Consider the following 14672-nt stretch of genomic DNA (forward strand, 5'->3'; position numbering starts at 1 on the left):
CCGCCGGACCGGGCCGCCGGGCTGCGTCGTCGCCTCGCGACCTCAGACGACCGGGGGCCGACCGAGGCGGGTGAGGCGCCACACCGTGCGCCACCCGATCGGCGCACGGTCGAACGAGCCGGTCTGCCACCCCTCGACCCACCCGGCCAGGTAGCTGCGACGTGGCTCGCCGGCCGGGGCCCGTCGGGCGCCCTCGACGAGCCACGCGACGACGTGGACCGCGGCGACGGGCCACGGCAGGGTCCGACGTGCGATCCACACCCGGTTGCGCCCGGTCCGGCGCCAGCCGTCGGGGTGGCGACCGATCGGCGTGCGGGGGTGGAGGACCTCGACGTCGGCGAGGTAGCGGATGGCCCACCCGCGGTCGACGAGGCGCCAGCACAGCTCGACGGCCTCGTGGGCGTAGATCAGGTCGGTGAAGTACCCGCCCGCGTCGAGGTACGCGCTCCGCCGCATCGCGCAGGCCCCCTCCAGCAGCAGCGCGACCTCGCCGCCGACGTCCGCGCTCGACGCGCCGATCCGGGGGAGGTGGCGGCGCTGCGTGCGCCCGTCCTCGTCGACCAGGTGGAGGGTCACCGCGCCGAGCCGCCCCTCGCGGGCGAACGCCCCACGGATCCGCGCCGTGGCGCCCGGTGCGAGCTCGGCGTCGTCGTCGAGGAACCCGACGAGGTCGGAGCGGACCCGACGCACGGCGACGTCGCGCCCGCCGGGGGCTCCCACGTTCTCGGCCAGCTCGACGACGTCGACCCGCTCGTCGTCGACCCGGATGGGGCCCGCCCCGTTCGCGACGACCACGACCGCCACGCCGGGATCGTCGTGGAGCGCCGACGCGATCGCCCGACGCAGCTCGTCGGGCCGGTTCCCCATCGTGAGGATCACCCAGGTCAGGGTCGGCGCCGACACCCCGACGACGCTAACCCGCACCCTCGGCGGGCGAACCCGCACCGGCCGACCTCTCGCCCCTCACCGGAGGCGTCGCATCCGATCGGTAGCCTCGCGACCGATGTCCGCGACGACGCCCACCGGTCTGCCGGAGCTGCGCGACGCCCACGAGTCCGACCGGCTCCTCCCCTACGTGCGCGACGTGTGGGCACGGCGCGGGTACGTCTGGTACGTGGCGCTGCAGGAGCTGCGCAACCGGCAGATCACCAACGTGCTCGGGAACCTGTGGCACCTGCTCAACCCGGCGCTGTCGATCTTCGTCTACTACCTCATCTTCGGGCTCCTGCTGAAGACCGACCGCGGCGTCGACGACTTCCTGCTGTTCCTCACCGTCGGGCTCTTCGTCTTCCAGTTCACCCAGAAGTCGACCGTCGACGGGGCGAAGTCGGTCGTCGGAAACGCCGGGATCGTGAAGGGCATCAAGTTCCCCCGTGCGATCCTGCCGATCACGTCGACCGTGACCGAGCTGCTCTCGTCGCTGTCGACCTTCGCGCTGATGTTCGTGATCCTGCTCATCGGGGGTCAGGCGCCACGGCTCACCTGGCTGCTCTTCCCCGCCGTCGTCGCGCTGCAGCTCGTGTTCAACCTGGGGGCGGCGATGATCGCCGCGCGCATGACCACCCACTTCCGAGACACGACGCAGGTGCTCCCGTTCTTCTTCCGCCTCCTGCTCTACGGATCGGGCGTCATCTTCAGCGTCGACGCCTACGCCGAGCGACCCGACGTCGAGTTCCTGTTCACCCTCAACCCCATGTACTGCCTGCTCACGATCGCCCGATGGACGACGCTCGGCGGAGCGCTCCACCCGGCGCTGATCGTCTCCGCGGTGGTCTGGTCGCTCGTCATCGTGACCGTCGGGTTCACGTGGTTCCGCGCCGGCGAGGAGGACTACGCACGTGACTGAGGCCCAGCTCGCCCCCTCGATGCTCGGCGGGGCGCCGGTGAGCGTGGCGGTGCGCGACGTCGACGTGCGCTACAAGGTGTTCTCCGATCGGCACTTCGGCATGCGCGACCTGGTCAGCCGTGGCTTCAAGAACCGCGAGTCGACCGTCGTGCACGCCGTGAAGGAGGTGTCCTTCGAGGTGCACATCGGCGAGGTCGTCGGGATGGTCGGGTCGAACGGGTCCGGCAAGTCGACCCTGCTGCGCGCCATCGCCGGGGTCCAGGCGGTCCACTCCGGCTCGGTGAAGGTGCGCGGCGCCGCCCAGCTGCTCGGCGTCGGCGGAGCGCTGAAGAAGGAGCTGTCCGGGTACCGCAACGTGATGCTCGGCGGGCTCGCCAGCGGGCTGACGCGCGCCGAGATCGAGGCGCGGATGGACGGCATCGTGGAGTTCTCCGGACTCGGCGACGCGATGGCTCGCCCGATGCGGACCTACTCGTCCGGGATGCAGGCGCGGCTCGCGTTCTCGATCGCGACGCTCAAGGTCCCCGACATCCTGCTCATCGACGAGGCGCTCGCCGTCGGCGACAAGGAGTTCCGCGAGAAGAGCCTGGCGCGCGTCGAGGAGATCCGTGCCGAGGCCGGCACCGTGCTCATGGTCACCCACAACACCGCCGAGATCCGACGGTCGTGCAGCCGGACGATCTGGCTCGAGAAGGGCGTGCTGCGGGCCGACGGACCGACCGACGAGGTCCTCGACCTGTACGAGGCGTCGTAGTGGGCGCGGGCGCGCGATCGGCGCTCGCACGTGCCCGTCCCGAGCGGGGGTCGTCGCTGATCGACGGGCCCGCGCGCCGCGTCGGGCTCCGCCTCCGGGAGGTCCTCGAGACCGACGCCGCCGACTGGGACCCGGCGCAGGTGCGTCGCCTGCTCGATCGCCGGCCACGGGGGTCCGGCCGCGTCGCCTCGCTCCTCGTCCGCCCGCTCGTCGGCGTCAGCGGGGTCGCCTCGTCGCTGCGCCGGAGCGACCTCGCCATCCGCTGCGCGCAGTGGGCGGTGCAGGCGGACGCGACCGATCCGACCGGGTGGGAGCGACTGAGCTCGGCGCTGCGCCACGCCGGACCGCCTCGTCCCACGCACCACGACGTCCTCGGGCTGGTCGAGCGGCCCGGGGGTCATCGCGGGTGCGTCGACGTCGCCCGCCGGGCGACCGTCGTGGCCCCCGCGCGGACCGCGGCGTGGATGGAGCTCGGGTTCGCCGCCCACGCCGTCGGAGACGCTCCGCTCGAGCGCAGCGCGTTCGAGCGAGCTGCGCGGGTCGACCCCGGCCACGCCCCGGCCTGGTTCCACCTCGGGCGCACCGCCGCCCACGTCGCGACTCGGCGCGGCGCGTTCCACGCCGACGACGTCGCGCTCCACGGCGCCTCGCTCCGCCGGGCCCTCGAGCTCGACGACGACTTCGACCTCGCCCGGTACCACCTCGTGCGGGTCGCGATCCGCGCCCAGGACTGGTCCGCGGCGATGGCCGCCGCCGACGCGACCGGACGGGCCGCATCGATCGGGTTGGCCGAGATGGTCACCGGCGGCCCCGACGACGGTTCGCTCGCCGCCGCAGCCGAGGTCCACGACGAGCCCGAGCTGCGCGACGCGTGGCTGGTCGCCCACTGGCGCGCGGTCGCCGACGGTCACCTGCACGCCGCGTTCGCGGCGAAGGACGCCTACGCCCGTTGCCTCCTCCTGCGACTCGACACCGCGCCGACGCCGGCCGCGACGATCGCCCGCGTCCGCGCGCTGGTCTCGCTCGGTCGCATCGACCGGGCCCGAGCGGAGCTGCACCGATCGAGCGAGGGTCCCACCGACCGCCGCCACCGAGCGATCGTGGCCAAGATGCGCCACGACCTCGAGGTGCTCGTCGATCCGGCGCGCGCGTTCGCGGGACCGAACGCTCGGGGCCGTGCCGCGTCGGGCGCGAACCGCTTCGACGAGCTGGTGCGCGGTCGTCGGGTCGCGGTGGTCGGACCTGCCGCGACGGGCGATCACGACGCCGAGATCGAGCGTGCCGACGTGGTGCTCACGACGCTGTCGACGGGTCTCGTCCTGGCGGACGACCGGTCGTCCGTCGGCGCCGATCGGATCGCGTACGTCGCCGACAGCAGCCTGGTCAGGTTCGCGCAGCGCATCGAGCGCCTCCTCGAGGAGTCACCTCGGACGCTGCTCGCGGTGCGCCCGTCGGGCGCGGCGATCATCCCGGCCGCGCTCGACGGTCACCCGCAGGTGCGCCGGTGCCCCGACGAGAACGCCGTCCTGCTCGAGGCGACCAACTACGCGATCCCGCGCATGATCTACGACGTGCTGCACCACGCTCCGAGCGAGGTGGCCGTCTACCACGCCGACCTGTTCTCCACGGGGCGACGCTACGACGTCGGCTACCGGCGACCCTGGCCCCGTCAGGGGGACGGCGACGACGGCCTGCTCGAGAACCTCGACGGGTACGGCCACGACCTGCGTGCGGACTTCCGGTGGATGCGCCGGTTGCACGAGGACTCGGTGATCGCCGCGTCCCCCCGGCTCGCCGAGGTGCTCGACGGCGGGGAGGCCGCCTACCTCGACTCCGCCGGAGCGGCGCTGCGCGGGCGGGTCGATCCCGCCGCCGACCGCGTCAGCTGACCCGGAGGCGGCGGCGGGGCTCCTCCTCGCCGGGGAAGACGCGCTTGACGCCGTCACCCATCGCGGTCTCGAGGATGCGGATGTCGCGCACGAGGTGGTTGAGCCCACCGGGTTCGACGCTGGCCGCGTGGTCCGATCCCCACATCGTGCGATCGAGGGTGATGTGGCGCTCGACGGCGACGGCGCCGAGCGCCACGGCCCCGAGCGTGACCTGGAGGCCCTTCTCGTGGCCGGAGTACCCGACGGGGGCGTCGTAGCGCTCGCGCAGCGTCGCGATCGTGCGCAGGTTCGACTCCTCCGGCGGGCACGGGTAGGTCGAGGTGCTGTGCAGGATGACCAGCGGCGATCCGTCGAGGATCTCGACGGCGCGGTCGATCTCCTCGATCGTCGACATGCCGGTCGAGAGGATCACCGGCTTGCCGGTCGCGGCGACGGCCTCGAGCAGGGGTTCGTCCGTGACGCTCGCGGAGGCCACCTTGTGGGTGGGCACGTCGAACTTCTCGAGGAAGTCGACCGACGGCGGATCCCACGGGGAGGCGAACCACTGCAGCCCCCGGCCGTCCGCGTGGTCGGCGATCTGCTGGTACTCGTCCTCCCAGAACTCGGTCCGCTCCTTGTACTGCATGTAGGTCATCTCGCCCCACGGCGTCTGGCGGATCTTCGAGCGCTGGTCCATCGGGACGCAGATCTCGGGGGTCCGCTTCTGGAACTTGACCGCGTCGCAGCCGGCGTCGGCCGCGACGTCGACGAGCTGCTTCGCGACCTCCACGTCACCGTTGTGGTTGATGCCGATCTCGGCGATCACGTAGACCGGGTGGCCGTCGCCGACGGCGCGACCGCCGATGTCGAGAGCGTTCATGGTCGTTCTCCTCCTGCCGCGGGGTCGGCGTGGTGGTGCGGGGTCACGAGCTGGTCGGTGACCTCGCGGACCGCTCCCTCGCCGCCACGGGCGGTGGTGACGATGGCGCGGGTGTCGAACAGCGAATGATGTGCGTCCGACACGATAATCGGACATCCGACCCAATCCAGGCACTCCCGATCGTTGACGTCGTTGCCGATGTACGCGACCCGGGCGGGGTCCAGCCCACGCTCTCCCGTCCACCCGCGCAGCGCCGTGAGCTTGTCGTCGCAGTCCGAGATGCAGTCCACCTGCAGCTTCTCGGCTCGGCGCTGCACGATGGGGTTGGTCTCGGTCGACAGGATCAGCATCGCGAGGCCCGCACGCCGGGCGATCGACACCCCCATCCCGTCGAGCCGGCTCACGCGGGCGGACTCGACCCCGTCCTGGGTGACGATCGCGGTGTTGTCCGTGTGCACCCCGTCGAAGTCCATCACCAGCGCGTCGACGCTCGCGGGGTCGATCGCCGCCACCCCGAGCGGATCGACGATCGGCGCGGCGCGGCGCGCCAGCGCGAGATCGGCGGGGGTGTCGATCTCGATCGCGTGGAGCGGATCGACCACGGCCGCCTCGATGCGTCCGAAGAAGCGGTGCCGGTGCTCGGCGAAGCCGGCGGCGCGCATCACGTAGAACGCCCCGGTCTCGAGGCGCTCACGTGGGCGATCCTGGCGGCGGAGCCGCTCGGAGTGGTGGTGGTTGATGCCGCGCATCCCCTCGTCGGTCTCGGTCCACAGGAAGCCGTGCGACTCGACCACCGCGAACGACACGTCGCACGTCCCGTCGCGCACCGCGCCCACCGCGTCGGCCAACCGCGCGGGGTCGACGAACGGGCTCGTGCACTGGAGGAACACGAGCACGTCCACGGGCGAGCCGAACAGGTCCGCGCGCTCCTCGAGGGCGTGCAGCAGGGCGGCCTCCGACGAGGCGGTGTCGCCCGCGATCGCCGCGGGGCGCTCCACCACCTCGGCGCCGTGGCGACGCGCTTCGTCGGCGATGTCGTCGGAGTCGGTCGACACGAGCACCACGTCGACGGCGCCGCTGCGGCGGGCGGCGACGATGCAGCGCGCGAGCAGGGAGCGCCCGCCCACGGCGCGCAGGTTCTTGCCGGGGACCCCCTTCGACCCGCCGCGCGCCGGGATCACGGCGGCCACGGTCATCGGCGCAGCCACCCGTCGACGCGCAGGTACAGCTGCCGGAGCGGACCGTTGAGGAGCGATCGGACGCGGTGACGAGCGGTCGGCGGCGCGCCGGCCGCACCGAGGCGCTCGCGCGCCTGGTCGATCATGAACGGCGTCCGCCTCTCCTCGAAGAACCGCGGAGGAGGCGGCGGATCCGCGTCGAGCAGCTCCGCGACCCGCCGGGCGACGTGGTCGAGGGTGTCGTCGGGGTGGAAGCCGTTGTCGGCGAGCCACTCCGGTCGGGGCGATCCGATGTCGTCGTCGATGACCTGCTCCACGGTGCGCATGAGGCCCGAGCGGAGGAAGAACCGCGTGCCGTAGCGATCCTGCACGCCGAAGTCGGCGAGGATCACGGTCGGGACCCCCATCGCCAGCGCTTCCATCGCGGCCGTGGAACTGACGGTCGCCAGCGCCCGAGCGCCGTCGAGCACCCCCTCCATCACCCCGTAGCGGAACTCGAGGTTCGCCGGGACCTCGGCGAGGTGCGTCCCGGCGAGCGTCTCGTAGTGGTGGGGTTCGGGATGGGTGGTCTGCTCGCCCGGGCGCGACCGCAGCTTGACCACCACCTGTCGATCCGGCCACCGATCGGCGTACTCGACCCAGCGACGGAGCAGCGCGAGCCGCTCCTCGCGGCTGCGCGGCACGTCGGGCTGGACGGCGAACACGATCGGGCCGTCGCGCTCGGGGGACGGCGCCGCGGCGGTCGCGAGCACCTCCGCGGGCGGCCGGTCGCGCGGCAGCACGCCCAGGCCGCCGCGCACGAGCACCGCGGGGTCGAGTCCGAACTCGTCGTACACCTCGCCGAAGCGCCGGTGGTCCCGGCGCGAGTTGCACACCACCACGTCGGCTCCCGACCGCCAGAGCGCTCCCATCTCGTGGCCCTCGTACACCACACCCGCGTACCCGGTGACCACGAGCGGCCGCCGCCGCCCGGCACGCTCGACCTCACGGACCCGTTCGAGCACCCCGTTCAGGCGGAACATCAACGAGCACACCACGACGACGTCGAACTCCGCGAGGCGATCCCCCCACTCGTCGTCGTCGAGGTGCTCGACGTCGACCTCGAGCCCGATCGAGGACAGCTGCTTCGGCGTCGGCGCCGAGGGCCCGACCGAGATCGGGACCGGGGGCGCCGCACCCGGGACGTCCGCGCAGATCGCCACCGCGACCCGCACCGCCCACTTGAGGCGGGTGTCGCTGTCTCCGAGCGCGGCGACGCTGGTCATCGCCGCGGGTCCCCCGTCGTCGGCCGGTCGAGGTGCACGACGCGCAGGCTAGGCACCGGCGGTGCCGCTCCCGTGCGATGGGCGCCCGGCGGTGCGAGCGGTCGGGGCCCGCGTCGTCGTCCGGGAGCGGCGGGTCCGTCCACTACCCTCGCCGACATGGCGATCGACACGCTCAAGGATCGGATCAGCGGCGCGGTCCGCCGCGCCCGTGGGGACGCGCTCGTGCGCGAGGAGGGGCGGAGCCACCGCTCCGAGCTCGCTCAGGTGCGTTCGTCCCTGTCCGACCTCGGCGCGCAGGTGCGCGTCCTGCAGACGACGGTGGCGGAGCTGACCGAGGCCGTCGCCAGCACCGCCGGCGGCGCACGACGGGCCGCGCCGGTGCTGACCGCCGAGCAGGGCTCGTGGAAGGACGTCGCGCAGGAGGGGGAGCTCTCCTTCCACAAGCGGCCGAACATCCGCTCCGGCACCGAGTGGGAGTCCAGCAACGAACGGATGTGGCGGAACTTCGGCTTCGAGCCCACCGGATGGGAGGACAAGGTCGTGATCGACGTCGGTGCGGGGAGCCGGCTGCGCTCCCTGTTCTTCGAGGGGTCGAAGATCGCCGTCATCGAACCGCTGGCCGATCAGTACTCGGCGGAGGTGGAGTGGAACGACCTCGAGCTCGCCGACGAGCTGCACTCGGTCCCGGCCGAGACCCTCGTCCCGAGCCTGGTCGGCACGGGGGACCTGATCATCTCGATCAACGCGCTCGATCACGGCTACGAGTTCGACCAGGCGATCGGCAACATCGCCGAGTACGTGAAGCCCACCGGAACCGTCTTCCTGAGCTACGACGAGCACGCCGAGGTCGACGAGCTCCACCCGCTCGTGATCTCCGACGAGGTGTCGCGCGAGGTCTTCGACCGCCACGGCCTCGCGGTCGAGGACTTCCGGGTCACCGCCGGCTACCACCCCGGGCTCGGTGGCGGGGCTCTGAACTACTGGCTGCGGAAGCGCTGACCGAGCGAGGCGGCCGGGCGGTTCAGCGGCCCCGGCCGTCGCGGAGCCGTCGCACCGTCGCCCTCGATCCGGCACCGATCGACCGGCGCTGCAGCCGTCCGGCCTGAGCCGCCACCTGCGTCCGGCCGCCACGGCGCGCGATCGCGCGGGCTGCGCCGGCGGCCACCACGGCGACCGAGTTGTCGCCGAGCAACGCCGCCTCCTCGGCCACGCGCAACCAGGTGCGTCCACGGTCCCGATCTCGCAGGACCGTCACGGCGAGCATCTCCAGCGCCAGGTCGTTGCGTCCCTCCCGGCGGTGGATCGCGGCGAGCCCGAGCGACACGTCCGTCGCCTGGCGACGACGGAGGATGAGCGAGCCGATCACCTTGGCGCTCTCGAGATCGCCGCGATCGACCGCCTCGAAGAACGATCCGGAGCTGACGCCGTCCGGTCCGGGCGGGAGCGCCGCGAGGCGATCCTCGATCCGGGACCAGTCGGCTCGCGAGTAGCGGAACTCGAGCGCCTCGAGCATCCGCGAACCGAACTCCTCGATCGAGAACCGCTCCTCCACCTCGGCGAAGCGCGCGTCGTCGACCTCCGAGCCGAGGACGGACTCGATCGCTGACAGCGCCGCGTCGGGATCGAAGCGCTCGAAGCTCTCGTAGCCGGAGATCCCGTCGAGGACCTCGTGCGAGCCGACACCCACGTGGGTGACGATGCGGAGGCGCTGGCGGATCGCTTCGACGACGCTGAGCGGTTGGGGATCGTCGAACGACGACAGGAAGAAGACGTCGGCGTCCGCCAGCTCCTCGAGCACCCGGTGGTGCGGCAGAGCCCCCAGCCACTCGACCCGGTCGGATCGCAGCGTCTCCGAGCCCGTGACCACCTCGCGACCGACCCACCGGAACTCCCAGCCGTACCCCATCTCCGCCGCGCGCTCGGCGACGCGGGAGAACAGATCGACGCCCTTGCGCGACTGGGCCGTCCCCGCCATCACGATCCGGACGGCGGAGTCGTCGCGCCGTCGCCGCTCGACGGCCGAGCCCGGGGTCGTGTTCCAGACCACGGCGCAGTCGCGAGCGCCCAGACCGCGCAGCATCACCGCCTGGGCGTTCGACACGCACAGCGACCGGACGTGCGGGAGCAGATCGACGACCTCACGGTGCCGACGGCCACGGGCCGCGGCCTCCACCTGGAACACGTACTCGGTCTCGTGCGCGTAGAGCGCCACCGGTCGGTACCGGACGAGCCGACGGATCCAGTCGACCCGGTTCGGGAGCCGCCAGAGCGGCGCGAAGCTGTTGACGATCACGGTCTCGACGTCACCGAGGACGTACACCAGGTCCTCGTAGCTCGAGATCGCCCGGAGGTCGACGAAGAAGACGTCGGCGAGCGTCCGCCCGCTCAGCCACCGGGCGAAGGCCCGGACGGGGACGGCGACGCCGGTCCGGTGCGAGAAGTCGTCACCCAGGATGGCGACGCTGCGCGGCGCGACGACGGGGGGCCCGGGGTCGGTCGACGTCGGCGGGGTGCTCGATCGCCGGGGCACGTCGGCGACCCCCGCTCGCGCCGTCGACTCGATCACCGCGACGATCGCCGCCTCGGCATCGCCACCGACGACGACGAAGTGGTCGAGCGGCTCACCCGTCGCGTTCGCGGCGAGGTCGCGCTCGGCGGCGAAGTGGGTGCAGACGTCGATCAACTCGTCGATCGAGCGGGTGTTGCGAACGAGCGGGTGCAGCACGTCGGGCATCACGATGTCGAGACCGTCGAGCGCGTGGAACACGATCGGCACGCCCGCCCTGATGGCGTCGAGGTAGGTCGACGAGAAGAAGGTGAGCGCGAGATCGTGCTCGGCCATGACATCGGGACCGAGCAGGCTCGAGTGCTCGAGCAGCTCGATGCCGTCCACGCTCGACAGCCACCGGAGGTGCCGATCCGACGACGACGGGTGGGGCTTGACGGCGAGATCGGCGACGCCACGGATCCGTTCGCACGACTCCAGCACCTGGCGCTCGTACTCGGCCCGCTCCATCTTGCGCTGGTCCGCCAACGGCTGATCGAGCAGCAGCAGCCGGGGCCGTCGACTCGGGTCCGCGACCCGTGCGCGGGGATCGAGCACCCCGGACACGAACGTCGGATCGTCGGAGACGCCGACCGCCCCGGTGACGTGGATCTGCCCGCGGCGCTCCACCGACTGCTGACCGAGGAAGCGAACCATCGACGGTCCCCACACGCAGATCGCCTCCGGGTCGCTCGCTCCGTAGCGGGCGTTCTGGTCCCCGTGCCCCACACCGTGTCGCTTGAACCAGAAGTCCAGGTGGCCGTCCTGGATCAGCACCCGTGGGACGACGCCCGCCGCCGCGCGGCTCACCACGCGACCACGCCGGGACTGGTCGTTGAAGTAGACCACGACGTCGGGGCGCCGCTGCGCGAGGACGTCGGCCAACCCGGTTTCGAGGTGCCCGATCGCTCCGGTGTCGCCGAGCACGTCGACCACCTCGTGATCCGGCAGCCGAGTCCGCGACTCGCTCACCACCCACGCCTCGACGGCCGTCCCGTCGAAGGTCGTCGCAAGTGTCCAGTCCAGGTCCGGCCGCTCCGAGACGAGCTCCGATGCGATCCTGACGCCGTTCCTGTTCTCGCACAGGGCGATGATCTTCATGGGTTCCTCCGCTGCTCCCGGTACGGGCTCCGGCTCGACGCCGCCGACCGTACCGATCCCGGGGCGGGCTCCGGTGCACCCCGCCGGCGGCGCCGGGCGGCGGTCGCGGGGTTGACCCGTCTCGGAGCGAGGTGGGAGGGTGGGAGATGACCTCTGACGTCTCCTGCGAGACCCACGTCGCACGACAGGTCTGGGAGGGGGCGGCCGACGAGACGTATCGCCGGGAGCAGTCGCACTGGAGAGGCATCGGACGCTGGGAGGACGACGATCGGTGGCGCGCGATCGGCCGGTCGACGGTGGCGAGCTTCGATCTCACGCACCGCTACCTGGGATCGCCCATCTCGATGGCGGGTCGCCGCCGCACCTTCCTGGAGTGGGGTCCGGGGGGCGGAACGAACCTCCTGGCCCTCGCACCGATCGCCGAGCGGTACTACGGCGTCGACATCTCGCGGAGCAACCTCGACGAAGCCGAGCGGATGATCCGCGAGGAGGGCTACGACGACGTCTTCCGCCCGGTCCTCGTCCGTGACGACCCCTCCGAGATCCTCGCCCACGTCGACTCGCCGATCGAGCTCTTCGTCAGCACCGCTGTCTTCCAGCACTTCCCGTCGAAGAGCTACGGCCGCTCCGTCCTCGAGGTCATCCACGAGGTGACCGCGCCGCACGCGCTGGGCGTCGTCCAGATCCGCTACGACAACGACGATCCGAGGTTCCGCCCGATCGGGTCCCTCGACGAGTACCGGGAACGCCACATCACGGCCAACTCGTACAAGATCGACGAGTTCTGGGCGCTCGCGAACGAGACCGGGTTCGACGTGCTGTTCGTCCGGAGCATCAACGTCCAGATCAACTACGCGACCTTCCACCTCCGGCGCCGGTGACCCGGCCTCCTCTCGGGAGCGGAGGGTACGCACGACGTCGCGCATCGAGCGCCGCCGGTGCGGCCGACCCCGTCGCGGTCACGTTCCCACCACGATGCCGAGCTCTCCCAGCCGTCGGCGGTACCCGGCCAGGATCTCGGACATCTCGTCCGGCGACGGATCCGGCCGGGACTGGTGCGCCGCCAGCGGCGCGTCGTCGTCGAGCGCCCCGGAGCGATCCGCCGTCCGCGCCCGATCCGGGGACACGAAGACCGTCGTCACGTGCTTCCCGCCCTGGTGGGCGGGGACGATGTCGTCGTCACCCGCGACGAAGTCGAGCCGCTCGTGGTCGGGGACGACGAGCCCGGCGAGCGCGGATGTGGCACCGTTCTCCGTGTTGTCGACCACGACGACGTCCGGTCGCCCGAACGACCCGTCGAGAGCCCAGCGGGCCATGGTGAGCGCACGGATCGAACCGTCGAACGCCAGGACGGTCGTGTCGCGCGCGGGCTCGATCGAGAGGTACCGCCGCTCGAGCTCGTCGATCATGCCGAGGCGGAGCGAGGGGGCGTGCTCCTTCCAGTACTGCTTGAACCCATCGGGCGCCGACGGGTTCCAATCGGACGGGACGTGGATCATCGTCGAGCGCGCCAGCAGCTCGGGACGCTCGGACAGGTAGAAGTTGAGGTACGCGATCCACCGCGGTGACGCCTCGAGCGTGGTGACGTGGGTGGACAGCTCGCACCACCACGGCGTCGAGCGACCGGCGCCGTACTCGAACACGACGTCGTGCGAGCCGACGTTGCGCTCGAGCCACCGGGTGGCTCCCGTCGTGTACCACGGCCGCCGTTCGTCGAGCCACGACCGCACCCACGTCTCGTACTCGTCGACGAGGACGCGCAGGTGGGGCGTCGTCGGCTCGACGAGAGCCGACCGCTCGACCGGGGACGGCCGCGAGCCGGCCGCTTCGATCGACGATCGCATCGATCGCTCCATGCGATCCATCCGATCGATCAGCCGGCGCGTGCTGGCACGGATCGACGCGTCCCCGCGCACCCGCTTGGCGAGTTCCGCGAGTCGCGAGCCACGTCGTTCCATGCGCGGAAGCTACTCGGGGTCCGACGCCGTCGGCGACGTGCGGGAGCGGGGCCGGCCGCGACTCAGAGCACGCGGGTGAGGTGACCGAGGAGCGACCCCCAGGGGGAGAGGATCTCACCGTCGACCCACGTCATCAGCCCGGGCGTCACCAGCATCACGCCGACCGCGGTCCAGGTCGCACGCTCGATCGTCGCGTGCTCCGGAGTGGCCACGCCGTCGGTGCTGACCCGGGCGAGGAGGACCAGGAGCGCCGGGAGCGAGACCATGACGAAGACGCGCGTGCCGTCGAGCGTCGTGACGGACGCCAGTGCGGGGAGCCCGATGAGCCCGACCCCAACCGCCGCACGATGCGTCGCGGAGCGGGGCATCAGGACCAGGGCAATCACGACCACCCACGCGGCGCCGAACCACGACCAGACGGCGAGCGGTGCCGAACGGGCGAAGCCCTCCATCGACCGGGTGAGCTGCCCCGTCAGGTGCGCGACGCGCGAGTCGACCTCGACGCCGTTGGAGCGGTACCAGACGCCGACGAGCGCGCGAGCGGCGAGCGCACCGACGGCGGCCGTGGCCAGCCGCACCCCGAAGCGCGCACCCGTCGCCCCCGCGCACAGCGCGCAGGCGACCAGCGCGACGCCCGCCTGCGAGATGTTCGTCGCTCCGAGGACCGCACCTCCCACGAACGCCGCCGGCAGCGTCGGAGCGAGCACGACGAGGACGCTCCCCAGCGCGAACCACACGTCGTAGTGGCCGATCCGGCCGAGGAGGACCACCGGGAGGCCCGAGGCGAGGACGACGGCGCGCACCGTGATCGCCGTGCGACGGTCGGGCGCGCCCCGGCCGACGAGCACGACGCACAGAGACAGCACCGCGACGACGATCGGGGCGTGGAGCAGCACCCAGGTGCTGTTCGCGTCGACGCCGAGCCACGAGGCGAGCGCCGGACCGATGACGGACACCCCCTTGTACGACGGGTGCGGCATCGGGAACCGCTGCGTGATCTCCACCATCGTCAGGTCGTAGACGCCGATGCCCGAGCGCACGACGACCACGACGACGAGCAGCGCCGTCCCACGGCGGACCGGCGCCCCGAGCAGGCGACGACCCCAGCGGGTCGGGTCGACCGACCACGGGGGCTCGGTGGCGACCCGATCCGACACGGGGTCCTGGACGTCGTCCGACACCCCGGCGACCGTAGCCAAGCTCCGGCCGTGCCCGTCGACATCGCCGCGACCACCGTCGGCGCCACCGTGGTCGTCCAACTCCGGGCGCGACCGCGC

At 72.1% G+C, this 14672-nt stretch carries 12 protein-coding genes; 5 read left to right on the top strand and 7 right to left on the bottom strand.

Annotated features, from left to right (window positions below; translation table 11 throughout):
• Positions 1-42: 42 nt before the first annotated feature.
• Entirely contained in the window at positions 43-903 is an 861-nt protein-coding gene (locus ACOOHC_RS13235; RefSeq protein WP_420450879.1) for a glycosyltransferase family 2 protein, read from the bottom strand.
• A 100-nt stretch (positions 904-1003) separates the two neighbouring features.
• Between ACOOHC_RS13235 and ACOOHC_RS13240 the strand changes: the two genes are divergently transcribed.
• From ACOOHC_RS13240 to ACOOHC_RS13250, 3 genes are read left to right on the top strand one after another with little or no spacing between them, the layout of a single operon-like run.
• Entirely contained in the window at positions 1004-1846 is an 843-nt protein-coding gene (locus tag ACOOHC_RS13240; protein WP_420450880.1) for an ABC transporter permease, read from the top strand.
• Positions 1839-2600: an ABC transporter ATP-binding protein gene (locus ACOOHC_RS13245; RefSeq protein ID WP_420450881.1), complete on the top strand. Its 762-nt coding sequence runs from the start codon at positions 1839-1841 to the stop codon at positions 2598-2600. Before ACOOHC_RS13240 ends, ACOOHC_RS13245 begins: the two co-directional genes overlap by 8 nt.
• Positions 2600-4489: a hypothetical protein gene (locus ACOOHC_RS13250; RefSeq protein ID WP_420450882.1), complete on the top strand. Its 1890-nt coding sequence runs from the start codon at positions 2600-2602 to the stop codon at positions 4487-4489. The genes ACOOHC_RS13245 and ACOOHC_RS13250 overlap by 1 nt, the downstream gene beginning before the upstream one ends.
• On the opposite strand, the gene ACOOHC_RS13255 is transcribed toward ACOOHC_RS13250, so the two are convergent.
• The 3 genes from ACOOHC_RS13255 to ACOOHC_RS13265 are packed head-to-tail and all read right to left on the bottom strand — an operon-like array spanning position 4482 to position 7791.
• Positions 4482-5348, bottom strand: coding sequence for an N-acetylneuraminate synthase family protein (locus ACOOHC_RS13255; protein WP_420450883.1), 867 nt, complete (start codon positions 5346-5348; stop codon positions 4482-4484). The two genes, ACOOHC_RS13250 and ACOOHC_RS13255, sit on opposite strands and share 8 nt — an antisense overlap.
• Entirely contained in the window at positions 5345-6544 is a 1200-nt protein-coding gene (locus ACOOHC_RS13260) for a cytidylyltransferase domain-containing protein (protein ID WP_420450884.1), read from the bottom strand. Before ACOOHC_RS13260 ends, ACOOHC_RS13255 begins: the two co-directional genes overlap by 4 nt.
• The gene (locus ACOOHC_RS13265; protein ID WP_420450885.1) at positions 6541-7791 is read right to left on the bottom strand and encodes a DUF6716 putative glycosyltransferase; all 1251 of its coding nucleotides are present in this window, start codon (positions 7789-7791) and stop codon (positions 6541-6543) included. The genes ACOOHC_RS13260 and ACOOHC_RS13265 overlap by 4 nt, the downstream gene beginning before the upstream one ends.
• A gap of 156 nt (positions 7792-7947) precedes the next feature.
• Between ACOOHC_RS13265 and ACOOHC_RS13270 the strand changes: the two genes are divergently transcribed.
• Positions 7948-8790, top strand: coding sequence for a hypothetical protein (locus tag ACOOHC_RS13270; protein ID WP_420450886.1), 843 nt, complete (start codon positions 7948-7950; stop codon positions 8788-8790).
• 22 nt (positions 8791-8812) lie between these two features.
• On the opposite strand, the gene ACOOHC_RS13275 is transcribed toward ACOOHC_RS13270, so the two are convergent.
• Positions 8813-11437, bottom strand: coding sequence for a glycosyltransferase family 4 protein (locus ACOOHC_RS13275; RefSeq protein WP_420450887.1), 2625 nt, complete (start codon positions 11435-11437; stop codon positions 8813-8815).
• Between the two features lie 146 nt (positions 11438-11583).
• Here ACOOHC_RS13275 and ACOOHC_RS13280 point away from each other — a divergent pair, with 146 nt between their 5' ends.
• Positions 11584-12318, top strand: a complete 735-nt coding sequence (locus ACOOHC_RS13280) for a methyltransferase domain-containing protein (protein WP_420450888.1) — start codon at positions 11584-11586, stop codon at positions 12316-12318.
• 78 nt (positions 12319-12396) lie between these two features.
• On the opposite strand, the gene ACOOHC_RS13285 is transcribed toward ACOOHC_RS13280, so the two are convergent.
• Positions 12397-13395 (bottom strand): hypothetical protein, encoded by a 999-nt coding sequence (locus ACOOHC_RS13285; protein ID WP_420450889.1) that lies wholly within the window; start codon positions 13393-13395, stop codon positions 12397-12399.
• A gap of 62 nt (positions 13396-13457) precedes the next feature.
• A complete protein-coding gene (locus ACOOHC_RS13290) occupies positions 13458-14576 on the bottom strand; it encodes a hypothetical protein (protein WP_420450890.1) in 1119 nt (372 codons plus the stop codon).
• Positions 14577-14672 lie beyond the last annotated feature (96 nt).

The organism is Ilumatobacter sp. (assembly GCF_965215205.1).
Taxonomy (GTDB): Bacteria; Actinomycetota; Acidimicrobiia; order Acidimicrobiales; family Ilumatobacteraceae; genus Ilumatobacter_A.

Bases quoted from the DNA above. Each gene is read 5' to 3' on its own strand.
- ACOOHC_RS13240 (WP_420450880.1), top strand. From the start codon at position 1,004: ATGTCCGCGACGACGCCCACCGGTCTGCCGGAGCTGCGCGACGCCCAC.
- ACOOHC_RS13255 (WP_420450883.1), bottom strand. From the start codon at position 5,348: ATGAACGCTCTCGACATCGGCGGTCGCGCCGTCGGCGACGGCCACCCG.
- ACOOHC_RS13260 (WP_420450884.1), bottom strand. From the start codon at position 6,544: ATGACCGTGGCCGCCGTGATCCCGGCGCGCGGCGGGTCGAAGGGGGTC.
- ACOOHC_RS13265 (WP_420450885.1), bottom strand. From the start codon at position 7,791: ATGACCAGCGTCGCCGCGCTCGGAGACAGCGACACCCGCCTCAAGTGG.
- ACOOHC_RS13270 (WP_420450886.1), top strand. From the start codon at position 7,948: ATGGCGATCGACACGCTCAAGGATCGGATCAGCGGCGCGGTCCGCCGC.
- ACOOHC_RS13275 (WP_420450887.1), bottom strand. From the start codon at position 11,437: ATGAAGATCATCGCCCTGTGCGAGAACAGGAACGGCGTCAGGATCGCA.
- ACOOHC_RS13280 (WP_420450888.1), top strand. From the start codon at position 11,584: ATGACCTCTGACGTCTCCTGCGAGACCCACGTCGCACGACAGGTCTGG.
- ACOOHC_RS13285 (WP_420450889.1), bottom strand. From the start codon at position 13,395: ATGGAACGACGTGGCTCGCGACTCGCGGAACTCGCCAAGCGGGTGCGC.